The 24,723-nt window shown below is 71.1% G+C and carries 26 protein-coding genes; 16 read left to right on the top strand and 10 right to left on the bottom strand.

The genetic code is table 11. The annotated features are described in order from the left end of the window. Positions 1-97: 97 nt before the first annotated feature. Together ACFC1J_RS10285 and ACFC1J_RS10290 are read right to left on the bottom strand one after the other, a co-directional pair. Positions 98-508: a hypothetical protein gene (locus ACFC1J_RS10285; RefSeq protein WP_375905075.1), complete on the bottom strand. Its 411-nt coding sequence runs from the start codon at positions 506-508 to the stop codon at positions 98-100. A gap of 76 nt (positions 509-584) precedes the next feature. Then, on the bottom strand, positions 585-1,607 hold the full coding sequence (locus ACFC1J_RS10290; RefSeq protein WP_375905078.1) for a hypothetical protein: 1,023 nt from the start codon (positions 1,605-1,607) through the stop codon (positions 585-587). A gap of 156 nt (positions 1,608-1,763) precedes the next feature. Between ACFC1J_RS10290 and ACFC1J_RS10295 the strand changes: the two genes are divergently transcribed. Together ACFC1J_RS10295 and sufU are read left to right on the top strand one after the other, a co-directional pair. Beyond that, a complete protein-coding gene (locus ACFC1J_RS10295; protein WP_375905081.1) occupies positions 1,764-3,068 on the top strand; it encodes an aminotransferase class V-fold PLP-dependent enzyme in 1,305 nt (434 codons plus the stop codon). Next, entirely contained in the window at positions 3,065-3,514 is a 450-nt protein-coding gene (sufU, locus tag ACFC1J_RS10300) for a Fe-S cluster assembly sulfur transfer protein SufU (protein WP_375905084.1), read from the top strand. Before ACFC1J_RS10295 ends, sufU begins: the two co-directional genes overlap by 4 nt. On the opposite strand, the gene ACFC1J_RS10305 is transcribed toward sufU, so the two are convergent. Then, entirely contained in the window at positions 3,511-4,410 is a 900-nt protein-coding gene (locus ACFC1J_RS10305) for a LysR family transcriptional regulator (protein WP_375905087.1), read from the bottom strand. The two genes, sufU and ACFC1J_RS10305, sit on opposite strands and share 4 nt — an antisense overlap. Before the next feature lie 150 nt (positions 4,411-4,560). Here ACFC1J_RS10305 and ACFC1J_RS10310 point away from each other — a divergent pair, with 150 nt between their 5' ends. The 5 genes from ACFC1J_RS10310 (at position 4,561) to ACFC1J_RS10330 (ending at position 10,225) form a co-directional block, all read left to right on the top strand. Continuing rightward, complete coding sequence (locus tag ACFC1J_RS10310; protein WP_375905090.1) at positions 4,561-5,952, top strand: MFS transporter; 1,392 nt, start codon at positions 4,561-4,563, stop codon at positions 5,950-5,952. Positions 5,953-5,992: 40 nt separating this feature from the next. Beyond that, positions 5,993-7,213, top strand: a complete 1,221-nt coding sequence (locus ACFC1J_RS10315; RefSeq protein WP_375905092.1) for an FAD-dependent monooxygenase — start codon at positions 5,993-5,995, stop codon at positions 7,211-7,213. After that, positions 7,210-7,830 (top strand): NADPH-dependent F420 reductase, encoded by a 621-nt coding sequence (locus ACFC1J_RS10320; protein WP_375905095.1) that lies wholly within the window; start codon positions 7,210-7,212, stop codon positions 7,828-7,830. Before ACFC1J_RS10315 ends, ACFC1J_RS10320 begins: the two co-directional genes overlap by 4 nt. A 197-nt stretch (positions 7,831-8,027) precedes the next feature. Then, positions 8,028-9,077, top strand: a complete 1,050-nt coding sequence (locus tag ACFC1J_RS10325) for a pyridoxal-phosphate dependent enzyme (RefSeq protein WP_375905098.1) — start codon at positions 8,028-8,030, stop codon at positions 9,075-9,077. Further along, on the top strand, positions 9,074-10,225 hold the full coding sequence (locus tag ACFC1J_RS10330; RefSeq protein WP_375905101.1) for a cystathionine gamma-synthase: 1,152 nt from the start codon (positions 9,074-9,076) through the stop codon (positions 10,223-10,225). The genes ACFC1J_RS10325 and ACFC1J_RS10330 overlap by 4 nt, the downstream gene beginning before the upstream one ends. A 106-nt stretch (positions 10,226-10,331) precedes the next feature. Here ACFC1J_RS10330 and ACFC1J_RS10335 read toward each other — a convergent pair whose 3' ends face one another. Both ACFC1J_RS10335 and ACFC1J_RS10340 read right to left on the bottom strand, forming a co-directional pair. Next, positions 10,332-11,000, bottom strand: coding sequence for a hypothetical protein (locus ACFC1J_RS10335; RefSeq protein WP_375905104.1), 669 nt, complete (start codon positions 10,998-11,000; stop codon positions 10,332-10,334). 167 nt (positions 11,001-11,167) lie between these two features. After that, complete coding sequence (locus tag ACFC1J_RS10340) at positions 11,168-11,710, bottom strand: hypothetical protein (RefSeq protein ID WP_375905107.1); 543 nt, start codon at positions 11,708-11,710, stop codon at positions 11,168-11,170. A 125-nt stretch (positions 11,711-11,835) separates the two neighbouring features. Here ACFC1J_RS10340 and ACFC1J_RS10345 point away from each other — a divergent pair, with 125 nt between their 5' ends. The 4 genes from ACFC1J_RS10345 to ACFC1J_RS10360 all read left to right on the top strand — a co-directional run bounded on the left by ACFC1J_RS10345 (position 11,836) and on the right by ACFC1J_RS10360 (position 16,097). Beyond that, the gene (locus tag ACFC1J_RS10345; RefSeq protein ID WP_375905110.1) at positions 11,836-12,414 is read left to right on the top strand and encodes a DUF1349 domain-containing protein; all 579 of its coding nucleotides are present in this window, start codon (positions 11,836-11,838) and stop codon (positions 12,412-12,414) included. Between the two features lie 151 nt (positions 12,415-12,565). After that, positions 12,566-12,775: a heavy-metal-associated domain-containing protein gene (locus ACFC1J_RS10350; RefSeq protein WP_375905113.1), complete on the top strand. Its 210-nt coding sequence runs from the start codon at positions 12,566-12,568 to the stop codon at positions 12,773-12,775. After that, a complete protein-coding gene (locus ACFC1J_RS10355; RefSeq protein ID WP_375905115.1) occupies positions 12,775-13,746 on the top strand; it encodes a heavy-metal-associated domain-containing protein in 972 nt (323 codons plus the stop codon). The genes ACFC1J_RS10350 and ACFC1J_RS10355 overlap by 1 nt, the downstream gene beginning before the upstream one ends. 38 nt (positions 13,747-13,784) lie before the next feature. Next, positions 13,785-16,097, top strand: a complete 2,313-nt coding sequence (locus ACFC1J_RS10360; RefSeq protein WP_375905118.1) for a heavy metal translocating P-type ATPase — start codon at positions 13,785-13,787, stop codon at positions 16,095-16,097. Positions 16,098-16,254: 157 nt separating this feature from the next. Here ACFC1J_RS10360 and ACFC1J_RS10365 read toward each other — a convergent pair whose 3' ends face one another. The 3 genes from ACFC1J_RS10365 to ACFC1J_RS10375 all read right to left on the bottom strand — a co-directional run bounded on the left by ACFC1J_RS10365 (position 16,255) and on the right by ACFC1J_RS10375 (position 18,180). Then, the gene (locus ACFC1J_RS10365; protein ID WP_375905121.1) at positions 16,255-16,620 is read right to left on the bottom strand and encodes a Fe-S protein; all 366 of its coding nucleotides are present in this window, start codon (positions 16,618-16,620) and stop codon (positions 16,255-16,257) included. A 127-nt stretch (positions 16,621-16,747) separates the two neighbouring features. Then, positions 16,748-17,473, bottom strand: coding sequence for an SDR family NAD(P)-dependent oxidoreductase (locus ACFC1J_RS10370; RefSeq protein WP_375905124.1), 726 nt, complete (start codon positions 17,471-17,473; stop codon positions 16,748-16,750). Beyond that, on the bottom strand, positions 17,470-18,180 hold the full coding sequence (locus ACFC1J_RS10375; protein WP_375905127.1) for a hypothetical protein: 711 nt from the start codon (positions 18,178-18,180) through the stop codon (positions 17,470-17,472). The genes ACFC1J_RS10370 and ACFC1J_RS10375 overlap by 4 nt, the downstream gene beginning before the upstream one ends. Before the next feature lie 53 nt (positions 18,181-18,233). Between ACFC1J_RS10375 and ACFC1J_RS10380 the strand changes: the two genes are divergently transcribed. Then, complete coding sequence (locus tag ACFC1J_RS10380) at positions 18,234-18,710, top strand: MarR family winged helix-turn-helix transcriptional regulator (protein ID WP_375905130.1); 477 nt, start codon at positions 18,234-18,236, stop codon at positions 18,708-18,710. A 136-nt stretch (positions 18,711-18,846) separates the two neighbouring features. Here ACFC1J_RS10380 and ACFC1J_RS10385 read toward each other — a convergent pair whose 3' ends face one another. After that, complete coding sequence (locus ACFC1J_RS10385; RefSeq protein ID WP_375905133.1) at positions 18,847-19,734, bottom strand: helix-turn-helix domain-containing protein; 888 nt, start codon at positions 19,732-19,734, stop codon at positions 18,847-18,849. Positions 19,735-19,908: 174 nt separating this feature from the next. On the opposite strand from ACFC1J_RS10385, the gene ACFC1J_RS10390 reads away from it, so the two are divergent. The 3 genes from ACFC1J_RS10390 to ACFC1J_RS10400 all read left to right on the top strand — a co-directional run bounded on the left by ACFC1J_RS10390 (position 19,909) and on the right by ACFC1J_RS10400 (position 23,596). After that, entirely contained in the window at positions 19,909-20,913 is a 1,005-nt protein-coding gene (locus tag ACFC1J_RS10390) for an aldo/keto reductase (protein ID WP_375905136.1), read from the top strand. A gap of 123 nt (positions 20,914-21,036) precedes the next feature. Then, entirely contained in the window at positions 21,037-22,509 is a 1,473-nt protein-coding gene (locus tag ACFC1J_RS10395) for an MATE family efflux transporter (protein ID WP_375905139.1), read from the top strand. Between the two features lie 184 nt (positions 22,510-22,693). Further along, a complete protein-coding gene (locus ACFC1J_RS10400) occupies positions 22,694-23,596 on the top strand; it encodes a VOC family protein (protein ID WP_375905142.1) in 903 nt (300 codons plus the stop codon). 144 nt (positions 23,597-23,740) lie between these two features. On the opposite strand, the gene ACFC1J_RS10405 is transcribed toward ACFC1J_RS10400, so the two are convergent. Next, complete coding sequence (locus ACFC1J_RS10405) at positions 23,741-24,106, bottom strand: DoxX family protein (protein WP_375905145.1); 366 nt, start codon at positions 24,104-24,106, stop codon at positions 23,741-23,743. Positions 24,107-24,165: 59 nt separating this feature from the next. Between ACFC1J_RS10405 and ACFC1J_RS10410 the strand changes: the two genes are divergently transcribed. Further along, entirely contained in the window at positions 24,166-24,630 is a 465-nt protein-coding gene (locus ACFC1J_RS10410; RefSeq protein ID WP_375905148.1) for a winged helix-turn-helix transcriptional regulator, read from the top strand. Positions 24,631-24,723 lie beyond the last annotated feature (93 nt).

Genomic DNA, 24,723 nt, shown 5'->3' on the forward strand with positions numbered 1-24,723 from the left:
AGGCCTGCCGCACCGACCGCCGACCCGCGCCGGGCAGGAGGTCGGCAGAGTGTGCGGAGGACCGCCCTCCGGGCAAGGCGGTCCTCCGTCCCGTGATTCAGCGGCGTTCGAGGAACCTCATCGCGGCGCCCGCGGCGAGCAGAACCACGCCGGAGACGAGCAGGAACGGGTCGTAATACCCGGTCTGCGCCAGCGAGCCCTGCTTCGCGGCTGAGGAAGCGCGCAGGGCGCGCGCCGCTTCGTTCGGACCGTGCGTCTCGGGGGACACGACCTGGACTCCGCCGCCGGCGGCGCCCGAAGCACGTCCTCCGCCGCCGGCGCCGGGCGACGGGCCGCAGGGGCCGCTCAGCAGATTCGTGACTGTGGTGAGAGTGCTTTTGACGGTATCGCAGCGGCAGCCGGCACCATTGGGCGGCGCCTCTGCGGCGTGTGCCGCTGTCGCGCCGGCGAGAGTGATCCCGCCCGCGAGGAGCGCACCCCAGAGGGCGCGCTTGACGATGCGATTCATGGTCTCTTTCCTTCTGATCTGGGGATTGCGCGTATGCGCGATGACACGTGCCGTCCTGGGGGCGGCTGTGCCCCGTTCAGTCGGGAGAGGAGTCGTGGTCTGCGACGGGGGAGGTCGGCAGGCGGTCGTCGCCTGCCGATACGGAGCGGACGGCCAGCAGGCCGGCGCCCGCCGACGTCGAGGAGACGGTGCCGAACAGCCGCACATCGCTCGCGCTGCCACCCGAGGCGGAGCCGGCTCCGGGCATGCCGAACTCGGAGGTGGGGTCGCCCGGCGGTTGCTGCGCGGGGGCACCGGGTGCTGTCACCGTGGCGGGCGCAGAGATCGCGACCGCATCGACGGCGTGGTCCGTCCCGGGCAGCGCGCGCTGCCCGTGATCCTGCGTCGACGGGGGCGCAGCGGGCGGTGATGCCGCGGAGACGGGATCCGGCAGGCCGCGGAGTTCCGGAACGGCGGGATGCCCGCCGGGAGCCGTCGTCGTCGGCGGCGCGACGGTGGTGGCCGGACCGCGCACTGCCTCGGTCACGGCGCTGACGGCGTCGTCGAGCGAGACGGCGATCCGCGGAAGCACGGCCGTCACGGTGTCGAGCGTCGCGGGCACGCGGCGCAGCAACGCATCGACGGGCGCGAGCACAGGGCTCAGCGTCGGGGCGACGGTGTCCGTGGTGGTCGCGACCACGTCGATCGCAGCGCCGGCGGTCTGGCCGACGTCCTGCAGGACCGGGGTGATCGCACGCACGAGCGGAGCGACCAGCGGACCGGCGGGCTCTTCGGCGGCGGGGGCGAGCGGGGGTGTGGGGGCGGTGGGTGCCTCCGCGGCGGGTGCGGGGGTCGGTGCGTCGACGGCGGCCGGCGCCGGGAGCGCCTCGGCGACCGTGGCCTGCACCGCCGAGAGGGTGCTCTGCACGGTGGCAGGCGTCTCGACGATCGTGCTCTGAACCGCGCCGAGGAGGCTCGGCGGAGACGGCGGAACGGCCTCGGCGGCCTGGGCGGATCCGGATCCGAAGGCGATCGACAGCACCACCCAGCCGAGGGCGAGGACCCCGCCCGCGACCGCACCGGGGATGAATCCCCGGTGCGACCGCGCACGACCCCGCATGGATACCCCCCCGATATACCGGCTTACCGCACAAGCTATGTCCCGGGGATGGATCTGTCCAGAGGCGCGTGCGGGTGTTTCCCATCGCTTCACCCGGTCGAGCCCCGCTTTGCAAGGACGGGTCCCGGGCGCCCCGCACTGACGTAGCGTTGATATGTGAGTTCTCCCGCCCTAGATGTGGCCGCCGCCCGCGCCGACTTCCCCCTGCTCGCCGAATCCGTGAACGGGGCCCCACTGGCGTACCTCGACTCCGCTGCGACGAGCCAGAAGCCCCGCGTCGTGCTGGACGCCGAGCGGGACTTCCTGGAGCACTCGAACGCTGCAGTGCACCGCGGCGCGCACACGCTCGCGGCCGAGGCGACCGAGCTCTACGAGGACGCCCGCGCCGCCGTCGCCGGATTCGTGGGCGCGGACGCCGACGACCTGGTGTGGACGCACGGCGCCACCGAGGGCCTGAACCTCGTGGCCTACGCGATCGGCAACGCCACGGCCGGCCGGGGCCTGCCGGAGAGCGCCCGCTTCGCCCTGCAGCCGGGGGACGAGCTCGTCGTCACCGAGGCCGAGCACCACGCGAACATCGTGCCGTGGCAGGAGCTCGCGGCCCGCACGGGTGCCGTCCTGCGCGTGATCCGGATCCGCGACGACGGATCCCTCGACCTCGACCATGCGGCGGAGGTCATCGGATCCCGCACGCGCGTCGTCGCCTTCACGCAGGTCTCCAACGTGCTCGGCATCGTCAACCCCGTGGCCTCGGTCGTGGCTCTGGCGCGCGAGGTCGGCGCGCTCACCGTGCTCGATGCGTGCCAGTCCGCGCCGCATCTTCCGCTCGACCTGCCCGGCCTGGGCGTCGATCTCGCGGTGTTCTCCGGCCACAAGATGCAGGGTCCCTACGGGATCGGCGGGCTGTACGGACGCCGCGAGGTGCTCCAGGCGCTGCCGCCGTTCCTCACGGGCGGCTCGATGATCACCCGCGTCACGTTCGAGCGCACCGAGTTCCTCCCGCCGCCGCAGCGCTTCGAGGCCGGCACGCAGCCGGTGTCGCAGGCGATCGCGCTCGCCGCGGCCGTACGGTACCTCGACGGTCTCGGAATGGACGCGGTGCACGCGCACGAGCAGGAGCTCGAGCAGCGTCTGCGCACGGGGCTCGGCGCGATCGACGGCGTTCGCCTGCTCGGCGCCGCGGACGGTGCGGAGCGGGTGGCCCTGCAGTCCTTCGTCGTCGACGGGGTGCACGCGCACGACGTCGGCCAGTTCCTCGACTCCCGCGGCGTCGCCGTGCGCGTCGGGCACCACTGCGCCGCGCCCGTGCACGCGCGCCTCGGCGTGACCGCGTCGGTGCGCGCTTCGGCCGCTCTCTACAACACGGCGGACGAGGTGGATCGGATGCTCGACGCCGTCTCCGGGGTGCGCGCATTCTTCGGCGTCTCCGGATCCGCCGAGGAGCAGGAGGTGGTCGAATGAGCGGCCTCGAGGACCTGTATCAGGAGCTCATCCTGGACCATTCCAAGCGCCCGCACGGCAAAGGGCTGCTCGGTGCCGAGGGTGACCCGCACACGGCTGAGTCGCACCAGCGCAACCCGATCTGCGGCGATGAGATCACTCTGCGCGCCCAGGTCTCCGACGACGGTGAGCGCATCACCGAGGTGAGCTGGGAGGGATCCGGCTGCTCGATCTCGCAGGCGTCCGCGTCGATGCTCACCGAACTCGTGATCGGTCACTCGCGGGCGGAGGCGGCGGAGCTCATCGACGGGTTCCGCGAGGCGCTGCGCTCCCGCGGCGCGATCGAGCTCGACGAGGACGTGTACGGCGACGCGGCTGCCTTGACCGGTGTCTCCCGCTACGTCGCCCGCGTCAAGTGCGCGATGCTCGGCTGGGTCGCCCTCGAGGACGCGCTGCTCCGGGCCTAGGCCCCGAGCTTCTCCACGGCGAAGTCAAGGAGGGCCGAGGCGCGCGGGGTGAGATTCATGTCGGCGGGCCAGATCCCCACCACGTGGGAGCGCGTCACGGGCGGATCGAGCGGCCGGATGATGATCGGGCGGCCCTCGCTGCTCATCGGGATGATGTTCGGGCGAGACATGAGCAGCCCGTAGCCCAGTCCGCGGCCCACGAGCGCCTCGACGAGACTGATCTGCGTGACCCGGACTTCGATGCGGGGCTCGAGCCCGCGGGCAGCGAAGGCGTCCGTCACATTGCGGATGCTCGGGGCCGCGTCATAGAGGATGCAGGGCTGGTCGGCGAGATCCGCAAGGTCCACGGCGTCGGCCTTCGTCAGCGGATGGTCGGGGTGCAGGTGGACCTCGAGTTCGGTCGCGTAGATCCTGCGCCGGCGATATCCGACCGGCAGGGACACGTCGAACACGAGGGCGGCGTCGAGGCGGCCGGCCTCGAGCGCGGAGAGCAGCTCCTCGTTCGTTCCCACCATGATCTCCAGACGCACGCCGGGGTGCCGCTTCGGAAAGCCCTCGAGGAGCTCGGGGACCACGTTCGTGGCGAAGCTCGCATAGCAGCCGAGCTTCACCGGCCCCCGCAGTTCCTCGCCCCGGCCGGCACGCAGGACGAGCTCCTGCGTGTCGGCGATGATCCTGCGGGCGTGCTCGGCGAACTCCTGGCCCGTCGGCGTCAGGGTGAGGCCGCGCGCCTTGCGACGGACGCACAGCTGCTCGCCCACGGCCTTCTCGAGGCTCGTGATGGCCTGAGACAGCGCGGACTCCGAGATGTGCAGATGGGCGGCAGCGGCGCTCAGCGTCGGGAAGTTCGGCAGGGCGGCGAACAGCTCCAGCTGCCTCAGGCTCACATCGGCCACGGCCGTCCTCCTCGGGCGATTTCTTCAGTTCACTGGAACTATATCCGCGCATAACTGCGATTTACACGCAGACAAGGGTGTCTCACGATGAGAGGACCCGCTTCCCGAACCCTCCTCGACGGAGGGAGAACAATGACGTTAGGGACAACCATGACCTCCGCTCTTGCCCCCGGCGATCGCGCCTCTCAGCGACGGATCGCCTTCGCCACGATCATCGGCACCACGATCGAGTGGTACGACTTCTTCATCTATGCCACGAGCGCAGGGCTCGTGTTCGCGCAGCTCTTCTTCCAGCCCGCGGGCAAGGAGATCGCGCTCCTGCTGTCGTTCGCCACGGTCGGCATCTCCTTCCTCTTCCGCCCGCTCGGCGCGTTCCTCGCCGGGCATTTCGGCGATGTGATCGGACGGCGGGCGATGCTCGTTCTCACGCTCGTTCTCATGGGCGCGGCGACCACGCTCATCGGCGCGCTGCCGACCTTCGCCCAGATCGGCATCGCGGCACCGATCTGCCTGCTCCTGCTCCGCATCCTGCAGGGCCTGTCTGCAGGCGGCGAGTGGGGCGGCGCAGTACTGATGGCCGTCGAGCACGCGCCGGCGAATCGCCGCGGTCGCGCGGGCTCCTGGCCTCAGCTCGGAGTCCCGCTCGGCTTCCTGCTCGCCTCGGGCATGACAGCGCTCATGACCGGTGTCGTCTCTCCCGGGGAGGCGTATCTGCAGTGGGGCTGGCGAGTGCCGTTCCTGGCGAGCGTGATCCTCATCGTGGTGGGCTTCGTGATCCGTCGCTCGGTCGAGGAGAGCCCCGTGTTCGCGGAGATCGCGAAGCGTGGCAAGCAGGCGAGCCTCCCGATCGTGACGCTGTTCAAGCGCCACTGGCACCTGGTGATCCTCGCCGCTCTCGTGTTCGTGGGCAACGGCGCGCTCGGCTACATGACAACGGGCGGATTCCTCAACAGCTACGCGATCAACGTGCAGAGCATCGACACCACAGCGGTCCTGATCGCCGCGGTCTTCGCCGCCGCCGTCTGGTTCTTCTCCACGCTCCTCGCGGGCTATCTGGCCGACGCGATCGGCCGGCGCAACACCTTCCTCATCGGATTCGCCCTGCAGGCCGTGATCGTCTTCCCGATCTTCTGGCTCGTCGACGCCGGAGGGCTGCCGGGTCTCTACGCCGCGCTGCTGCTGATCTCGACCGGCCTCGGTCTCACCTACGGGCCGCTGGCCGCCTGGTACGCGGAGATCTTCCCGGCCTCCATCCGCTTCTCGGGGGTGTCGATCACCTACGCGCTCGGCGCGGTGCTGGGCGGAGCGTTCGCCCCGATGATCGCGCAGATGCTGCTGGGCGCCACGGGCACCACGACCGCGGTATCGAGCTACCTGCTCTTCGCCACCCTTCTGGGAGCAGCGGCGACCCTGTGCCTGCGTGACCGCAGCGGCATCCCGCTCGGACCGGACCACGAGGCCGAACAGGCGAGCGGCGCCACGATGTTCACCCCGAGGGAGGCCGCCGGGGCGCCGGTCGGCGAACTCGCCGGGAAGCGCTGACGCCGGCCACGTTTCTGCACGCGTCTATCAAGGAGGAGAAATGGTCAGTCACGCCACCAGGATCGGGATCATCGGCGGGGGGATGGGCGGGCTCACGGCGGCGATCGCCTTGACGCGGATCGCCGGGGTCCAGGTCACCGTGTTCGAGCAGGCCGGTGCGCTGGGCGAGGTGGGCGCGGGCGTCACGATCGCGCCGAACGCCTCGCGCGTCCTCGACAGACTCGGTGTGCTCGATCGGATCCAGAGCGCAGGGGCGGTCCCGGACGGGCACGGCGTCTACCAGGACGCCATGGGCCGCATGGTCACCGACGCCGCATGGGAGGACTCGGCCAAGAGGTATCAGAACATCGGGATGTACCGGCCGGACCTCATCGACGCCCTCGCGCAGGAGATCGATCCGGAGACCATCCGCCTCGGCCATCGCCTGAGCGCGGTGGAGACGGTGGACTCCGGTGTCCGCGTGAGGTTCGAGAACGGTGCGGAGGACGTCTTCGACGCCGTCGTGGGTGCAGACGGGATCCACTCCGTCGTCCGGAAGGCCGTCGGGCAGTTCCCTGAGCCGGTCTACTCCGGGTACCTCGTCTATCGCGGCGTCGTCGACGCGTCCCGCCTGCCCGCGGACTGGCCCATGATCAGCCAGGTCTGGATGGGCGACGGCAGGCACTTCATGTGCTATCCGCTGCAGCAGCGGAAGCTGATCAACTTCGTCGCAGGGATCCCGAGCGACCGGCCGCTGCACGGGCCGTGGTCGGGGCCCGCGGAGGTCGGAGAGCTCGCGGCGGAGTTCGCCGGCGACGGATGGGATCCGAAGCTCCAGCAGTTCATCGGGCTCATCGACCGGACCTTCTGGTGGGGCCTCTTCGACCACGAGCCGCTCACCGACTGGTCCCGAGGGGCCATCACGCTGCTCGGCGACGCGGCGCACACGATGCTGCCCCACCAGGGGCAGGGCGTGAGCCAGGCGATCGAGGACAGCATGGCCCTCGCGACCTTCCTCGCGGCTGCGGATGAGGTCTCGGATATCCCGGAGGCCTTCCGCCGCTACACCGCGGTACGCATGCAGCGCACGGCGATCCTGCAGAACGGATCGCGCAGGGCGGGCGCCATGTTCGATGCGCAGAACGAGTTCGCGGATCTTGCGAAGCGCGACGCCGACATCCGCGTCGGCCGGGATTTCCGCCGGAGCGCGGTGTTCGACTACGACGCGCAGAAGGTGGCAGAACAAGCACTCACTCGATTCCGGAAGGTCCAGTTCGCATGACTTCGATCAGCATCATCGGCAGCGGGAAGATGGGCGCGGCGATCGCGGAAGTCGCCTCCCGCGCGGGCGCGGGCATCCAGATCCTCAAGCGCAGCGCGACGAGCACGTCCGCCGCGCGTCCCGGCTTCGAGTACGGCGTCATCGGCGACGAGCTCACCGGGGACCTCGTCGTGCTCGCCGTCCCCTCCGGGGCGTACTCGAGTGTCCTCGGTCACTACCGGGACCGACTCGGGGGGAAGGTCGTCATCGACATCAGCAACCCGATCGACTTCTCCACGTACGACGCGCTGACGTCCCCGCCGGACTCGTCGACCGCGGGCGAACTCGCCAGGGCGCTCCCCGAAGGGGCTTCCGTCGTCAAGGCGTTCAACGTCAACCTCGGCGACACCCTCGTGTCGGGCACGAACGGCACGACGCGCACGACCGTCCTGTTCGCCGGAGACTACGCCGACGCGAAGATGGCCGTCGCGGCGCTGATCGAGGCGGCGGGGATGCGCGCCGTCGATGTGGGACCCCTGACCCGCGCGAGGGAGCTCGAGGCGATGGGCTTCCTGCAGATCATCATGGCGGCGCTCGGCAAGACCCGCTACGAGTCGGGATTTACTCTCCTGGAGTGACCCCGCCTCCCGGTTCGAAGCGCGCAGATGACCCGATTCCGGGTGCGGAGGGAGCTGTTTGCGCGCTTCGAAGCCAGGGTGTTAGGTTGACAGCGTGGCCCTGACCTGTCGTTGTTGTCTCTGAGCGCGATCCGCGCTCCTTCGACGACCACAGACAGCCCGCGCCTCGTGCGCGATCACCGTTCAGGACACCTTCCGTGCGCTATGCCAGCCACGTCGCCGATCTCGTCGGCGCGACGCCTCTCGTCCGTCTCTCCTCCATCGTCGGTGCGACCGCCGACCGCGGGCCGATCCGCGCGACCGTGCTCGCCAAGGTCGAGTACTTCAACCCCGGCGGATCCGCGAAGGACCGCATCGCCCGATCCATCGTCGACGCCGCCGAGCGCGACGGGCTGCTCCGGCCCGGCGGCACGATCGTCGAGGCCACGAGCGGCAACACCGGGGTCGGCCTGGCGCTGATCGCGCTGCAGCGCGGCTATCGCATGGTCTTCGTCGTGCCGGATAAGTTCGACGGGCCCAAGGTCGCCACGCTCCGGGCCTACGGCGCCGAGGTGGTCGTCACGCCGACCTCGGTGCCGCCGGAGCACCCCGAGTCGTATTACTCCGTCGCCGCCCGGCTCGCCCGTGAGATCCCCGGGGCCTTCAACCCGAACCAGTTCGCGAACCAGAACGGTCCGCGCGGGCACTACGAGTCCACCGGCCCCGAGATCTGGGCCGACACCGACGGCCGGATCACGCACTTCGTCGCGGGCATCGGCACGGGCGGCACGATCAGCGGCACCGGCCGCTACCTCAAGGAGGCCAGCGAGGGTCGGGTGCGGGTGATCGGGGCGGATCCGGAGGGATCCATCTACTCCGGAGGCGAGATCCACTCCTACCTCGTCGAGGGGGTGGGCGAGGACTTCCTGCCGTCCACGTTCGATCCCGCCGTGGTCGACGGCTACGAGCGGATCTCCGATGCGGAGTCGTTCGCGATGACCCGGCGGCTCGCCCGCGAGGAGGGGCTGCTCGTCGGCGGTTCCAGCGGCATGGCCGTGGTGGCGGCGCTCCGCGTCGCGGAGGGCCTGGGGGAGGACGACGTGGTCGTCGTGCTGCTGCCCGACCACGGCCGAGGCTATCTCGACAAGCTCTACGACGACGGCTGGATGACCGCGCACGGCTTCGACGTGCCGACTGCATCCGTACTGACCGACCACGCCGGCCCCGAGGCCGGCGCGAACGACCGACCCGGAGGGATCCGATCATGACCATCGAGACCGACAAGACCGCCACCGCCGCGATCCACGCGGGTCAGGCCGCCGACCCGTACACGGGGGCGGTGATCCCGCCGCTGCACCTGTCCACGACCTTCGTGCAGGACGGGATCGGCGGGCTCCGCCAGGGCTACGAGTACGGCCGCAGCGGCAACCCGACGCGGGACGCCCTGCAGGCGCAGCTCGCCGCGCTCGAGGGCGGCACGCACGCCTACTCCTTCGCCTCCGGCCTCGCCGCGGAGGACACCCTGCTGCGTGCGATCCTGCAGCCGGGCGACCACGTGCTGCTCGGCAACGACGTCTACGGCGGCACGTTCCGGCTCATCTCGCGGGTGCTCGGCGCCTGGGGGGTGACCGTGCAGGTGGTCGACATGAGCGACACCGACGCGGTGCGCAACGCCGTGGCCGCCAAAGCCCCTCGCGTGCTGTGGGTCGAGACGCCGTCGAACCCGCTGCTGCGCATCTCGGACATCGCCGCGCTCGCCGCGATCGGACACGAGGCCGGATCCGTCGTCGTGGTCGACAACACCTTCGCGACCCCCGCGCTCCAGCGTCCGCTCGAACTCGGCGCCGACGTGGTCGTGCATTCCACCACGAAGTACCTGGGCGGGCACTCCGACGTCGTCGGCGGCGCGGTCGTGCTGCGCGACGACGCCCTCGCGGAGAAGATCGGCTTCCTGCAGTTCGCGGTGGGGGCCGTGTCCGGCCCGTTCGACGCCTGGCTGACCACGCGCGGCATCAAGACGCTGCCGGTGCGGATGCGCCAGCACAACGAGAACGCGCAGGCCGTGGCCGAGTTCCTGGACGGGCATCCCGGCGTCGCCCGCGTCTACTACCCTGGACTGCCGTCGCACCCGGGGCACGAGCTCGCGGCGCGGCAGATGTCGGGCTTCGGGGGCATCGTCTCGGTCGCGCTGGAATCCGGCGAGGCCGCCCGCCGCTTCGCCGAGTCGACGCACGTGTTCCAGCTCGCGGAGTCGCTCGGCGGCGTGGAGTCCCTCGTCAACTACCCCGACGCGATGACGCACGCCTCGGTGCGGGGCACCGAAGCGGCCGTGCCCGTCGAGGTCGTGCGCCTCTCGGTGGGTCTGGAGGACATCGCGGATCTGCTCGCCGATCTGGAGCAGGCGCTGCAGGCCTGACCCGCGGGCCCGGATCCGGACTGCCCCCGCGAGACACCGGATCCGGCATGAGACACCACGGCACACGTGGTTTCTCGTGCAGGATCTGGTGTCTCGCGAGCGCGGATCAGAGGCAGTGCGCTGCGCGCGCGATCCCGGCGTCGCCGACGAAGTCGCCGAGGGCCGCGACGTCGTCGAACGTAGACAGCGCGAGCGCTGTGTCGTCGACCGCGTAGAGGTGATCCTCGAACGTCGCGCTGTGCGGCGACAGGGCGGTGTAGAGGACCGCGATCCGGCCGTCCTCCAGGTCGACGGCGATGTAGTAGCCGCCGGATCCCGAGGATCGCGCCGCGGCGAGCTCGTCCACGTCGAGTCCGCCGAAGCCGGCCGCGATGACGCCGTCGAGTCTCGGATGCACCACGACGCACTGTGCGGCGATGCCGGCGGGGGAGGCGGCGCGGCGGGCGTCGTCGAGGAAGTCCTTCCGGTCGTCGGGGTCGTCGATCCCGTCGAGGTCGTCGCGCCCGACTCCCAGTCGCCTCAGATCGTCGTCGTCCGGATCCGTCTCGTCATCGGGGTCGTCGTCATCGGGGTCGTCGCCGTCGGGGTCGTCGTCGTCCGCGGGGGCGCCGGTCGACGACAGGGACGCGGGATGCGATGACGGATGGGCGCTGGAGCCCGACGGCGCCCCCGCGTGCGGGCCGGTCGCCGATGCGCAGCCGCTGAGCAGGAGCACGAAGGCCGTCACCAGAGTGAGCGCGAAGCCCGTCAGGGGCGGTCGTCCGGATGCTCGCATGTGATCTCCCCTGGCTTCGCGAGTGCCGTGCCGTCCGCCGGGGGCATGTCCTCTGCCTCGACGGAGAACACGGCGACGGATCGCGATCAGGATACGGAGCGTCGGGGGAACGGCCCGGTGCGCCTAAGGGCATCCCCGCAGGTTCGAGCCGATGGCGCGCGGGCGCATCACAGTGCGTGGCCGGAGGACCAGCCGGAGACGGCGCTTCTCAGCGCTGCCAGCCGGGTCGCCGGGTCGCCGGCGAGCTCCAGGATCCGGGCTGTGCCGGTGAGGTCGGGGTCGCCCGCGAGATCGAGCAGGGCGTCGGCCATCGCCTCGCGGAGTTCCGGATCCTCGTCCTCCGGCACCGCGATGGCGTCCGGCGCGAGGAGCACCAGCAGGTCCACCTCCGCCATCGCCCGGGCGGCGAGGGCCGCCTCGCGGTGGACGAGCTCCGCCGCGGACCCGGCGCGGCCGAGCTCGTCGATCGCCGCGAGGTAGGCGAGGAAGTCGAGCGGGCCGCGTTCGGCGATCACCGCGGGCGGCAGCGCGGGATCGAGGAGGCGCTCGGCGCTGAACCGCAGCTGGGCGACGAAGGATCCGGATCCGGGGCCTGCGTCCACGAGATCGAAGGGGTCCGGCAGCACGGCGAATTCCGGACGCGTGAGAGCGAAGTCCGAGATCAGGGTGCTCTTGCCGGTCGCGTGCGTTCCAGAGACGACGATGCGCATGGCCGGATTCTACGGAACCTGACGCGGCGATCCGCCGCCGCATCGATCGCGTCGACCGCGGAGCCGACGCGACCGGCATCGGCCCCGGCCCACGTCGTCATCGGCCGGGATCGTAGCCTGAGGTCATGACGGATATCGCCTGGTCGGACGGACGCTGGACCCACGAGCCCGCGGGGGTCGTCGAAGAGCGGGGCGATCTCGTCGTCACCGCCGTCGAGGGAAGCGATGCGTGGCGGATCACGTCGTACGGCTTCGTGCACGACAGCGAGCACGCGCTCCTCGCACCGTTCGAGGTGGACACGGCCGTCGAGGTGGAGTTCACCGCGGCGTTCGCGGAGCAGTTCGATCAGGCGGGCGTGTTCGTGCGCGTGTCGGATGAACGCTGGGTCAAGGCGGGCGTGGAGTTCGCGGACGGGCGGCCGCAGGTCGGAGCCGTCGTCACCGACGGGATGTCCGACTGGTCGCTCGCCCCTGTGGCGGAGTGGGCGGATCGCCGGATCCTGGTGCGGGTGAGTCGCGGAGCGGATGCGCTCACGGTGCGTGCCGGACTCGTCGGAGCGCGGCTCCAGCTCGTGCGCGTGCTGCCGTTCCCCTTCGGGGTCTCCGCCGAGGCGGGGCCGTTCGTGTGCGCGCCCACCCGCGCCGGACTCGCCGTGCGACTGCACGCGTGGCGCGTGGTCGACGCGGACGGCGCCCTGCACTGATCCGGGGCCGGTGCGACGCGCCGGCGGCACCTCCCGATCCGCGGTTCTGCGGACCGCGGAGAAGTTCTTCGATGCGTGCGGAATACCCCCAGGGGGTATATGGTTGGTCGATATCGGATACCCGGACGGGGTATCGACGGAAGGAGACGAGATGACGACGACCGAGTACCAGGTGACCGGGATGACCTGCGGGCACTGCGAGATGTCCGTGCGCCGTGAAGTCGGCAAGATCGACGGCGTCGACGCCGTCGACGTGAGCGCGGCCGATGGCTCGCTCACGATCACGGCGAGCGCCCCGCTCGACGACGCGAGCGTGTTCGCGGCCGTCGATGAGGCCGGGTACCGGGCGGTCCGGGCCTGATGAACACCACGGGACGACTGGGCCTCTACGGCGCCGGACTCGCGGCGGCGTTCGCCGTGGCGTTCGGCGCTGCGGGACTCGTCGCCCCGCGAGAGGCCGCGGCGCAGGGCGCACAGCACGAGCACAGCACCCAGCAGGAGGAGAAGAGCATGAACGGGCACGACGCGCACGGCGCCGCTGTGCAGGAGGACGCCGACCACGGCGCGCACGCCACGGCCGAGACGACGGCGGGCGTGTCCCTCGCCGCCGGCGGGTACACCCTGGCCCCGGTCTCCGCACCGGTCGCGGTGGGGGAGCAGGGTCAGCTGAGCTTCCGGATCCTCGACGGGTCCGGCGCTCCGGTCACGGCCTACAGGCCGCAGCATGAGAAGGACCTGCACCTCATCGTGGTCCGCAGCGACGGCGCGCAGTTCCGGCACGTGCACCCGACGCTCGACGCGGGCACGGGCACGGGCACGTGGAGCATCCCGTGGACCTGGAGCGCCGCGGGTTCGTACCGGGTGTTCGCCGACTTCGCGGCGGATGGTGCGGATCCGGTCACGCTCACGCGCACGGTCGACGTCGCCGGATCCTTCGCCCCCGTCGTTCCCGCGTCGAGCACCAGGACGAGCGTCGACGGTCTCGACGTCGGCATCGCCGGCGATCTGGTCGCCGGATCCTCCTCGGAGCTGACCGTGACGGTCCGACGCGACGGGGTGCCCGTCACGACGCTGCAGCCGTACCTCGGCGCCTTCGGGCACCTGGTCGCGCTGCGCGAGGGCGACCTCGCCTACCTGCACGTGCACCCGGAGGGCGCCGCCCCGGCAGGCCCGGATGCGGCCTCCGGCCCCGACGTCCGGTTCGGCGCGCACGTGCCCACGGCCGGCCGTTACCTGCTCTACTTCGACTTCCAGACCGACGGAACCGTGCACACGGCGTCCTTCGTCCTGGACGCGGAAGGCGGCGCCGCGAAGGCCCCGCACCAGCACTGACCGCCCTGAACACGACCGACCCGGAAGGAGACGCACCCATGAACGCGAACAGCGTGGAGCTCGAGATCGGCGGGATGACGTGCGCCTCCTGCGCGAACCGCATCGAGAAGACCCTCAACAGGATCGACGGCGTCACGGCAACCGTGAACTATGCGACCGAGAAGGCCAAGGTCGACCTGCCGGACGGCTTCGATCCCGCGACGCTCATCGCGCAGGTCGAGGACATCGGCTATTCCGCAGTGCTCCCGGCGCCGCCGGTCGCGGAAGCGCACTCGGACGGCTCGGGTTCGCCGACGACGGAACCCGTCGACCCGGAGCTGAGCTCCCTGCGCACCCGGCTCCTCGTCAGCACGGTGCTGGCGGTGCCCGTCATCGCGATGGCGATGATCCCCGCGCTGCAGTTCACCAACTGGCAGTGGGCCTCGCTCGCGCTCGCCGCGCCCGTGATCGTGTGGGGCGCGTGGCCGTTCCACCGTGCCGCGTGGCTGAACCTGCGCCACGGCGCCGCGACCATGGACACGCTCATCTCGATGGGCACGCTCGCCGCGTTCGGGTGGTCGCTGTACGCCCTGTTCTTCGGCACCGCCGGCATGCCCGGCATGCGGCACGAGTTCTCGTTCGCCCTGCAGGCCGGAGACGGCAGCAGCAACATCTATCTCGAGGTGGGCGCGGGTGTGACCGTGTTCATCCTGGCCGGCCGGTACTTCGAGAAGCGCTCCAAGAGGCGCGCGGGGGCGGCGCTGCGTGCGCTGCTCGAACTCGGCGCGAAGGACGTGGCGGTGCTGCGCCCTTCGACGAGGGCCGGGGCTGGCTCGGAGGCCGGGACGGGCTCGGAGACCGAAGAGGTGCGGATCCCGATCGCGCAGCTCGCCGTCGGCGACGAGTTCGTGGTGCGGCCCGGCGAGAAGATCGCGACCGACGGCGTCGTCGTCGCCGGGACCTCGGCGGTCGACGCCTCGATGCTCACGGGCGAATCCGTGCCGGTCGAGGTCGGCGCGGGCGACGTCGTGGCCGGAGCGACCGTCAATGCGGGCGGGCGCCTCGTCGTGCGCGCCACGCGGATCGGATCCGACACGCAGCTCGCGCAGATGGCGCGCCTCGTCGAGGACGCGCAGACCGGCAAGGCCGAGGTGCAGCGCCTCGCCGACCGGATCAGCGGAGTGTTCGTGCCGATCGTGATCGCGATCGCCGTGGTGGCGCTCGGGGCCTGGCTCGGCGCAGGATTCCCCGCGACGGCGGCCTTCACCGCCGCCGTGGCCGTGCTCGTGATCGCCTGCCCGTGCGCCCTCGGCCTCGCCACCCCGACGGCGCTGCTCGTGGGCACGGGCCGTGGCGCGCAGCTCGGGATCCTGATCAAGGGTCCTGAGGTGCTCGAGTCCACCCGCAAGGTCGACACGATCGTGCTCGACAAGACCGGCACGGTGACGAGCGGCCGCATGGAGGTCACCGACGTCATCGTCGAGGACGGTACGGATCCCGCGGAGCTGCTGCGCCTGGCCGGTGCGGTGGAGAGTGCGTCCGAGCACCCGATCGCGCAGGCCGTGGCCCGCGCGGCGGCCGCCGCTCCGGTCCCTGAGTGGGGAGCGCAGCGACAAGGCGAAGGGTCGCCCGTCGAGTCCTTCCAGAACATCCCGGGCCGCGGCGTGCAGGGCGTCGTCGACGGCCGCGCCGTGCTCGTGGGCCGGGAGGCCCTGCTGGCGGACTGGGCGCAGCACCTGAGCCCGAGGGTCGCGGCCGCGAAGGCCGAGGCCGAAGCCGGAGGCAAGACGGTCATCGCGGTCGGGTGGGACGGATCCGCCCGCGGCATCGTCGTGATCGCCGACACGGTGAAGCCGACGAGCGCCGAGGCCGTCGCCGCACTCAAGCGTCTCGGCCTCACCCCGATCCTGCTGACCGGGGACAACGAGGCCGTCGCCCGGCGGATCGCCACGGAGGTCGGCATCCAGGAGGTCATCGCCGAGGTGCTCCCCGAGGGCAAGGTCGACGTGGTCGCCCGGCTGCAGGGGGAGGGGCGTGTCGTGGCGATGGTGGGCGACGGCGTGAACGACGCCCCGGCCCTCGCCACCGCCGACCTCGGCATGGCGATGGGCACGGGCACCGACGTCGCGATCGAGGCGAGCGACATCACGCTCGTGCGCGGCGACCTGCGTACCGCGGCCGACGCGATCCGGCTCTCCCGCCGCACGCTCGGCACGATCAAGACGAACCTGTTCTGGGCCTTCGCGTACAACGTGGCGGCGGTCCCGATCGCCGCGCTGGGCCTGCTGAACCCCATGCTGGCCGGTGCCGCGATGGCGTTCTCGAGCGTGTTCGTGGTGGGCAACAGCCTGAGGCTGCGCCGCTTCCGCTGAGTCCCGCGCCCCGCCCGCGGCCGTGACCCACCGCGTCCCACTTTTGGCTCCACCGTGTCCCACTTCTGGTTCAGAAAGACTCGGATCCGGAGCCAAAAAGGGGACACGGTTGGGGCCTGCCACGGTTGGGGCCTGCCACGGTCGGGGACCGCGTCGGTCAGGCGCCGTGCCAGAAGATCGCGATGCCGGCGTTCAGCACCGCGAGCGCTCCGATCGTCCAGAAGGCTCCCGCGGTCGGCCGGCCGGCCTTCTCCCGGGTGATGACGACGCCGAACGCGCCCCCGATCGCCAGGGCGACCACGAGCTTCACGCCGAGCTTGAGGTAGTCCAGGTGCACCCCGGCGGGGAAGGGGATCGCGAGGAGCAGGCCCGTCGCGATCATGATCCCCAGCCCAGTGCGGAACAGGGTCGTGGTGACGTAGCGGCGGCGCACGGCCTGGGCGGCCCAGCCGCCGAGCAGCAGTGCGAAGCCCACGAGGTGCACGAGCACGAGGAACTCGCGCAGCAGGGACAGGGGATCCATGAGTGTCTCCATTCGGATCGGGTCGGGTCAAGCAGGGCGGATCAAGCAGGGCGGATCCGGCAGAGCGGATCGGGCGCGCCGAGGAAACCTGGCGCAGCAGGTGATGATGGGGAACAGTCCAGGGCGGTCAGGCCGCGGCGGTCTTCCCGCCATCGACCGGCAGGACCACGCCGGTGACGAACGAGGCGGCCGGCGACGCGAGCCAGGCGATCGCCTCCGCGACCTCCTCCGGACGGCCCATCCGCTGCATCGGCACGAACCGGCCGATGTGCTCCCGCACCTCCGAGAGCTGGGTGAGCACGTGCCCCGAGGCGATCGGGCCGGGGGCGACGGCGTTGACCCGCACGCCGCGGGCCGCCTCGTCGAGGGCCGTCGTGCGGGTGAGACCGACGACGCCGTGCTTGGCGGCGGCGTAGGCCGACATCCCCGGCGCCCCGCCGATGCCCGCGGTGGAGGACACGTTCACCACGGCCCCGCCATCGTTGATCGTGGCGAGCTCGGCGCGCAGGCACCGGGCCAGTCCCAGGAGATCCACGGTGAGCACGCGCTCCAGCTCGGCATCGTCGATCGCGCTCAGGGGGCGGGGCATGTGCGCGACGCCGAGATTGTTGACGGCGACCTGGATGCCGTCACGGGCCTCACGGGCGAGGAACTCTTCGAGCGCGCCCTCCTCCGAGGCGTCGAATGCGCCCACCGTCACGTCGGTCCCCGCCGTCTGCAGCCGCGCGGCGAGATCCTCGAGCGGTTCCTGTCGGCGTGCCACGAGCAGCATCCGGTGCCCTTCGCCGGCGAGCCGCCGTGCGACCGCCTCTCCAATCGCGCCGTTCGCGCCGACCACGATCGCGCAGCTCATGACAGGGGCTCCGACGTGACGAGGCGCGGATCCCGGCGCGGGCGATCCCGGGGGAGGACGAAGGCCGCGGCGATGAGCCAGGCGCCGCCGCCGAAGCGCACCACCGGAAGCAGGATCTGCAGCGGATCCAGCACGAGCGAGAGGAAGGACACCTCGCCGGCGGCGGCGATGACGAGCCCCAGGAAGGTGAGCCATCTCGGCATCAGCCGCAGGATGTATGCGGGGACCGCGATGCCCGCGATCAGCAGGCCCATGCCCACCGCGTAGCCGACGCCGCCGAGGCCGAAGGCGAGCCGGCCGAGCGCCGCAGCTCCGGCGGGATCGGCCGGGTCGGTTCCGGAGGCGATCGACCAGGTGACCAGGGCCGAGACGAGCAGCAGCAGCGAGGCGGCGATGCCGCCGTACAGCCCGATCACCGGGCCGGGCACCCGCACGCCGAGCCGGAGCTGCCGTGCATAGACGGACGCGGCGAGGATCCCGAGCGGCACCGCCGCGCCGAGCTGCAGGGTCGCCGCGATGCGGATCGGCAGGGCGTGCGCCGTGTACCAGGCCGCGACGTCGGCCGCGGGCGCGAACGGCGCAGGAGCGGATCCGGTCCCCGCGAGCAGGGTGACGACGCCGGCGATCGTGAGTGCGAACGTCACGATCGCGAGCGGGCCCAGAGGTGGTCCGCCGGGTCGGCGAGAGGGCTGCGAATATTCGGTCATGTCGATAACGATGCACGCTATGAATCATTCTGTCAAGCGACTATACTGAGGTGATGGACACCCCCCGCCGACCCGAGCGCACGGGCTTCCTGCTCTCCCAGCTCGGATCCTTCGCGGCCGCGCGCTTCGCCGAACTCGTGAAGCCGGCCGGCCTCACCCCCGCGACCGCCGGCGCCCTGCGCATCCTGGCGCGCAATCCCGGACTCAGCCAGCGCGCGCTGGCCGATCGGCTCGGCGCGGTGCCCAGCCGCGTCGTGGTGCTTGTCGACGCGCTCGAGAACGCGGGGCTCGTCTCCCGTACCCGCGATCCAGACGACCGCCGGCACCACCGGCTCGATCTCACCGACGCCGGCCGCGCCGCGCTGCAGGGGCTGCGCGCGGCGGCAGAGCAGCAGAACGCCGACATCCTCGGGCCGCTCGATCCCGCAGAGCGCGAGGCGTTCGCCGCTCTCATCTCACGCCTCGCCGCGGCGCACGGCATCGACCCCGATGTGCACCGGGGCTTCGGCGACCATCCGCATGCGCGCTGAGGACGGCGCCCCACACCCGACCGCGTCCCACATCTTGCGCCGTCGTGTCCCACTTCTGGCTCAGAAAACCGCGGTGCAAGAGCCGAAATGGGGACATGGTCGGTGCGGAGTCTGCAGAACCCGCTGACCCCCGGGCTCAGCGCTCCGCGCGGAGCCTCTCCTCCTCGCCGGTCGCCGCCCAGCTGGCGAGCATGCGCAAGGCGTCCGCGGATCCGGATCCTGGCTCGGCGGTGTAGACGGCCATCATCACTCCGGGATCGGCCGACAGATCCAGGCCCTCGAAGGTGAGGTCGAGGTCGCCGACGACGGGGTGATGCAGGCGCTTGACTCCAGTGCGGTGGAAGCGCACGTTGTGCGCCGCCCAGAGGGCGCGGAACTCCTCCGAGCGCTCCGACAGCTCCGCGACGATCGACGAGAGGGCCGGATCCCCGGGATGCCGGCCGACCTCGGCGTGCAGGGTCGCGACGAGGTCCTGCACGACCTGATCCCACTCCCGGTAGAACGTGCGCGCCGCCGGATCGAGGAACGCGAAGCGCAGGCTGTTCGGGGCGGCGTGCGCGAACAGGGGCGCGTACAGGGCGCGCCCCAGTCTGTTGGCGCCGAGGTAGTCGAAGCCGCCGCCGCGCACGATCGCCGGTGCGTCGACGATCGCGTCGAGCATCCTGAGCACACTGGGCCGGAGGGCGACGGTGCGCGGCCGCACGGCGGAGCCTGTGCGGGCGGTGCGATCCGCGCCGCGGGCGAGGTCGAACAGGTGCGCCGTCTCGGCCTCGTCCAGCTGCAGGGCCAGCGCGATCGCGCCCAGCACCGCGTCCGAGGCGCGGGCGAGGTCGCCGCGCTCGATGCGGATGTAGTAGTCGACGCTGACCCCCGCCAGCAGCGCGACCTCCTCGCGGCGGAGCCCCGGTACCCGTCGGAACCGCCCGTAGGCGGGCAGCCCCGCTTGCTCGGGGGAGAGGCGGGCGCGGCGCGAGGTGAGGAAGTCCTGCACCTCTGCCCTGGCGTCCCGTGCGCGCTCATCCATCCCTCGACCGTACGCGCCACGTGTCCGCGGTGCCAGGCACTGGCAGTACCCGGAACATCCGGGTCTGGCGCCCGTCGCCGATCGGGAGTCGACTGGACGCGTCCCGGATGCACCGGGGCGAACACGCACCGGCCGCGATCGCGCGGACCGGATCCGCGACGGAAGGAGAGCCGCATGCACACGCGCACACTCGGACACGGTATCGACGGCGCAGGCCTCGAGGTCTCGGCGGTCGGCCTCGGCGCGATGGGGATGTCCCAGAGCTACGGACCGAACCCCGGCAGCAGGGACGACATGATCGGCGTGCTGCGCTCGGCGCTCGATCACGGCGTGACCTTCATCGACACCGCGGAGGTCTACGGCCCCTATGTCAACGAGGAGCTCGTCGGCGAAGCGCTCGAGCCGGTCAGAGACCAGGTCGTGATCGCCACGAAGTTCGGCTGGCACATCGAGGAGGACGGCCGGTACACGGGCGTGGACAGCCGGCCCGAGCAGATCCGCCGGGTCGCGGAAGCGTCCCTCCGCCGGCTGCGTACCGATGTCATCGACCTCCTCTACCAGCACCGGGTGGATCCGGCGGTGCCGATCGAGGACGTCGCCGGGACGGTCGGCGAGCTCGTGCGCGAGGGAAAGGTGCGCCACTTCGGCATGTCCGAGGCGTCCGCGGCGACCATCCGCCGCGCGCACGCCGTGTTCCCCGTGACCGCCGTGCAGAGCGAGTACTCGCTGTGGACGCGGGATCCGGAGGCCGAAGTGCTGCCAGCGCTCGCCGAGCTCGGGATCGGCTTCGTGCCGTTCAGCCCCCTCGGCAAGGGCTTCCTCACGGGCACCGTCACGGCGGAGACCCCCTTCGCCGACGGCGACATCCGCTCCACCATCCCGCGGTACACAGCCGATAACCGTGGCGAGAACCAGCGTCTCGTCGACCATGTCGCCGCGCTCGCCGCAGCCAGAGGCGCGACGCCGGGGCAGATCGCGCTGGCCTGGCTGCTCGCCCAGGAGCCGTGGATCGTGCCGATCCCTGGCACCCGGCGCACCGCCCGCATCGCCGAGAACGCCGGATCCACCGCGGTCGCCCTGTCCGCCGACGAGAGAGCGGATCTCGACTCCCTGGCCTCGCGTCTCGGCGTCGCCGGCGATCGCTACAACCCGGACCAGATCTCCTACGTGGGGCGCTGACCGGCCTGCCTGCGGGCGAGGTGGGCGAACCGGACAGAAAGATCCGATGATTCGATCGACATGATCGAATCGATTCGATAGGATTGCTCGGTTCCGCTCACCTCCGTCCCCCGAAGAGCACACATGGCCACGCCCCTCACCACCGGCCGCCCCTGGCGCGTCATCCTTGCCTTTGCCGTCCCCCTGCTGATCGGCAACGTCGTCCAGCAGCTCTATCAGTTCGCCGACGCGATCGTCGTCGGCCGCCACCTCGGCGTCGACTCGCTCGCGGCCGTCGGCGCCACGGGCAGCCTGATCTTTCTATTGATCGGCTTCGCGTGGGGGCTCAGCAGCGGTTTCGCGATCCCCACGGCGCAGTCGTTCGGCGCGGGGGACCACGCCGCGGTGCGCCGGTCCGTCGCCACGGGCACGCTGCTGACGGCTGCGACGAGCATCATCATCTCGGTCGGCGCCCCGCTCGTGACCGCGCCGCTGCTCGCCCTGCTGCAGACGCCCGAGGTGCTCATGCCGGAGGCGACCGTGTTCACGCAGGTCACCTTCATCGGCGGCAGCACCGTGATGTTCTTCAACTACCTGTCCGCGGTGATCCGCGCGATCGGCGACTCCCGCACCCCGCTCGTGTTCCTCACGGTCTCGTGCGCGCTGAACATCGTGCTCGTGATCCTCATGGTGGGCACCTTCGAGTGGGGCGTCGCGGGAGCAGCCTGGGCGACCGTCGTCGCACAGGGCGTCTCGGTCGCACTGTGCCTCGTGTACGTGTGGCGCAGGCTCCCGGTGCTGCATGTGCACCGTGCCGACTGGCGGGTCACCCGCGACGACATCGTCCAGCACCTGCGCCTCGGTCTTCCGATGGGCTTCCAGGCCTCGATCATCGCGATCGGCACGATCACCGTGCAGGTCGCCCTCAACGTGCTCGGCCCCGACGCCGTCGCCGCCTACACGACCGCATCCCGGGTGGACAGCATCGCGGTCGCGTTCCTCTCCTCGATCGGTCTGGCCGCCTCGATGTACGCCGCGCAGAACCTCGGCGGGCGCCGGCCGGACCGCATCCGCCGGGGCGTCACGCAGGCGATCTGGATGGCCGTCATCACAGCGGTCGTGCTCGGCGCCCTGCTGGTGCTGTTCGGATCCTCGATGGTGCGCGTGTTCATCGGCGACGGATCCGACGAGGTCGTGCGGCTCGCCGCGCTCATGCTGCTGATCAACGGACTCAGCTACAGCGCGCTCGGCGTGCTGTTCGTGCTGCGCGGCGTGCTGCAGGGCCTCGGGCACACGCTCATCCCGACCATCACCGGCGTGATCGAGCTGGTGATGCGCGTGGCCGCGGCCGTCGTGCTCGGCGCCCTCATCGGCTACCCCGGCGTCGCGCTGAGCAACCCGCTCGCATGGCTGGGCGCCGCGGCGCTCCTGATCCCCGCATACGTGAAGGCGCACCGTGCGCTCGCGCGGATGCCCGTGGATCCGCTCGAGGTCACCCCGACCACCGCGATCCCCGTGGTCGGCCCCACCGACGGCTCCATGGTCGTCGATGCGGTCATCACGGCGCCGGTGCCCGTGGTCAAGGCGCGGTCGCGTCTCAAGGTCGGACGCCGCTGAGCGCGGACGGGGACGCCGAGGAGCGGACCGGGGCGATGGCACGGCATCGACCGGGTGAGACGGGTCGCGGCGGACGGCGTCGACATGACGCCGTGCGACGGATCTTCCTCGGGCGCTTGCGGTGGAAGCGGGCTGTCGCGCACTCTGGACTCCGGGGACCATCGTCGCGCGAGGAGCATCTCCCATGACCCAGCGGATCATCCCGAACATCTGGTGCGACCACGATGCCGAGGAGGCCGGGGCTTTCTACGCCTCGGTGTTCGACCGCACGACGTCGCAGGTCGTCGCGCGCTATCCCGAAGACGGGCTGCCCGAGTTCCAGCGCTCGTTCGCCGGACAGCCGCTCACCGTCGACGTCACGATCGACGGCTACCGGATCACCCTCATCAACGCCGGCGCCGAGTTCGCGCCGAACCCGGCGATCTCCTTCCTGCTGAGTGTGGATCCGCGCCGCTTCAGCGACGGGGACGCCGCGCGCGCCTGGATCAATCGCGCCTGGACCAGGCTCGGCGAGGACGGCCTCGTGCTGATGGACATCGGGGAGTACTTCTTCAGCGGCCTGTACGGCTGGGTCGAGGATCGCTACGGCGTGAGCTGGCAGCTGAAGCTCATGGACCGCGACGCCGAACCTGCGCCGCTGATCACCCCGATGCTCGTGTTCGGGGGGCCTGTGCGGAACAGATCCCAGGAGGCGATCGCGCTGTACGGCGAGCTGCTGCCGCCGTCGGGGATCGCCCGTGAGGTCGAGTACCCGGTGACCGAGCCCCCGCACGTCGACGAGCCGATCGGATACTCGGAGTTCCTGCTCGCCGGCCAGCGCTTCGCCGCCTTCGATTCTCCCGTCGACAGGGACTTCACGTTCACCCCGGGGCTGTCGTTGCAGATCGACTGCGACGGGCAGGAGGAGATCGACAGGATCTGGAATGCGCTCAGCACCGTTCCGGAGGCCGAGCAGTGCGGCTGGCTGGTCGACCGGTTCGGGGTGAGCTGGCAGGTCGTGCCGGCGAATCTGGGTGAACTGATGCAGCGACCGAACGCCTATGAGCACCTGATGCGGATGGGGCGGATCGTCATCGCCGACCTCTGAATGAGCCCAGGGAGCCCGCCGCGTCGGCGCTCAGGTCGCCGACGCGGTGTTCAGGTCGCAGAAACTGCCGCTTGAGCCCATCCGAAGCAGCAGATATTGCGACCTGAACGGATCCGAGGTGCCCGCGCAGGTGCGGTGAGGGCGTCAGCGGACGGCGAGGAAGCTCAGGATGGCGCTCGCGACGGCCAGCACGGCGAGGACGATCGCCGGGGCGGCCGGCTCCTTGCGGCGCAGGTGCACGACGACCGCGCCGAGCATGATGACGGCGAGACCGGTGCCGGCGAGGGGCGTGAGGATCGGGGCGATCCCGGTCGCGAGCGGCAGGATCAGACCGATGGCGCCGACGACCTCGAGGGCGGCGATGGCCTTGATCGACCCTGCGGAGAAGTCCTCGGTCCAGGCCATCCCGCGCTCGGCGAGCACCGGCTTCGGGGTGATCAGCTTCATGCCGCCGCCGCCCAGCATGGCGAGGGTGAGCAGCGCGTTGACGATCCAGAGGGCGATCAGCATGAGGTTCCTTCTTGTTATCGATCGTCACCTGGTTACGATCAGTAAGTAAAGGATGGAGCATGGTGGAGACGCGTACAAAAGGCACACCGGTGTCACCGGCGCACCACGGGAGAACCGTGACCGAGCGGCGCGCGCCCGGCGGCCTCGCCGAGTACGAGCGCTCCTGCGAGGGACGCCAGGGCGGCCCGGAGGCCGGCCGCATGATCCGGGATGTGCTCGATCGCGTGGGCGACAAGTGGTCCCTGCTCGTGGTCGCGACGCTCGGCGACGGCGTGATGCGGTTCAGCGACCTGCTGCGTCACATCCCGGGGATCTCGCAGCGCATGCTCACCCTCACACTGCGCCAGCTCGAGCGCGACGGGCTCGTGATCCGCACCGCGTACGCCGAGGTGCCGCCGCGCGTCGAGTACCGGCTCACCGCCCTCGGCGCCACGCTCATCGAGATCGCGCACACGATCGCGCAGTGGGCGATCGCGAACCACTCCACGATCGAGAAGTCCCGCGCCGAGTACGACGCACGCTGAGCGCCGGCTGTCACCGACCGCTGCCGGGAACTGACGCTGCTTCGGGGCGTTCAGGTCGCAAAAACTGCCGCTCCGGAGCGCCGAGAACGGCAG

Origin of the sequence: Microbacterium sp. NPDC056052 (assembly GCF_042266785.1) — a bacterium.
Lineage (GTDB): Bacteria > Actinomycetota > Actinomycetes > Actinomycetales > Microbacteriaceae > Microbacterium.

Coding starts and splice junctions, on each gene's coding strand:
- ACFC1J_RS10350 (WP_375905113.1), top strand. CDS start 12,566: ATGACGACGACCGAGTACCAGGTGACCGGGATGACCTGCGGGCACTGC.
- ACFC1J_RS10400 (WP_375905142.1), top strand. CDS start 22,694: ATGACCCAGCGGATCATCCCGAACATCTGGTGCGACCACGATGCCGAG.
- ACFC1J_RS10390 (WP_375905136.1), top strand. CDS start 19,909: ATGCACACGCGCACACTCGGACACGGTATCGACGGCGCAGGCCTCGAG.
- ACFC1J_RS10355 (WP_375905115.1), top strand. CDS start 12,775: ATGAACACCACGGGACGACTGGGCCTCTACGGCGCCGGACTCGCGGCG.
- ACFC1J_RS10370 (WP_375905124.1), bottom strand. CDS start 17,473: ATGAGCTGCGCGATCGTGGTCGGCGCGAACGGCGCGATTGGAGAGGCG.
- sufU (WP_375905084.1), top strand. CDS start 3,065: ATGAGCGGCCTCGAGGACCTGTATCAGGAGCTCATCCTGGACCATTCC.
- ACFC1J_RS10315 (WP_375905092.1), top strand. CDS start 5,993: ATGGTCAGTCACGCCACCAGGATCGGGATCATCGGCGGGGGGATGGGC.
- ACFC1J_RS10345 (WP_375905110.1), top strand. CDS start 11,836: ATGACGGATATCGCCTGGTCGGACGGACGCTGGACCCACGAGCCCGCG.
- ACFC1J_RS10330 (WP_375905101.1), top strand. CDS start 9,074: ATGACCATCGAGACCGACAAGACCGCCACCGCCGCGATCCACGCGGGT.
- ACFC1J_RS10385 (WP_375905133.1), bottom strand. CDS start 19,734: ATGGATGAGCGCGCACGGGACGCCAGGGCAGAGGTGCAGGACTTCCTC.
- ACFC1J_RS10320 (WP_375905095.1), top strand. CDS start 7,210: ATGACTTCGATCAGCATCATCGGCAGCGGGAAGATGGGCGCGGCGATC.
- ACFC1J_RS10375 (WP_375905127.1), bottom strand. CDS start 18,180: ATGACCGAATATTCGCAGCCCTCTCGCCGACCCGGCGGACCACCTCTG.
- ACFC1J_RS10405 (WP_375905145.1), bottom strand. CDS start 24,106: ATGCTGATCGCCCTCTGGATCGTCAACGCGCTGCTCACCCTCGCCATG.
- ACFC1J_RS10340 (WP_375905107.1), bottom strand. CDS start 11,710: ATGCGCATCGTCGTCTCTGGAACGCACGCGACCGGCAAGAGCACCCTG.
- ACFC1J_RS10380 (WP_375905130.1), top strand. CDS start 18,234: ATGGACACCCCCCGCCGACCCGAGCGCACGGGCTTCCTGCTCTCCCAG.
- ACFC1J_RS10360 (WP_375905118.1), top strand. CDS start 13,785: ATGAACGCGAACAGCGTGGAGCTCGAGATCGGCGGGATGACGTGCGCC.
- ACFC1J_RS10365 (WP_375905121.1), bottom strand. CDS start 16,620: ATGGATCCCCTGTCCCTGCTGCGCGAGTTCCTCGTGCTCGTGCACCTC.
- ACFC1J_RS10290 (WP_375905078.1), bottom strand. CDS start 1,607: ATGCGGGGTCGTGCGCGGTCGCACCGGGGATTCATCCCCGGTGCGGTC.
- ACFC1J_RS10335 (WP_375905104.1), bottom strand. CDS start 11,000: ATGCGAGCATCCGGACGACCGCCCCTGACGGGCTTCGCGCTCACTCTG.
- ACFC1J_RS10310 (WP_375905090.1), top strand. CDS start 4,561: ATGACCTCCGCTCTTGCCCCCGGCGATCGCGCCTCTCAGCGACGGATC.
- ACFC1J_RS10410 (WP_375905148.1), top strand. CDS start 24,166: ATGGTGGAGACGCGTACAAAAGGCACACCGGTGTCACCGGCGCACCAC.
- ACFC1J_RS10395 (WP_375905139.1), top strand. CDS start 21,037: ATGGCCACGCCCCTCACCACCGGCCGCCCCTGGCGCGTCATCCTTGCC.
- ACFC1J_RS10285 (WP_375905075.1), bottom strand. CDS start 508: ATGAATCGCATCGTCAAGCGCGCCCTCTGGGGTGCGCTCCTCGCGGGC.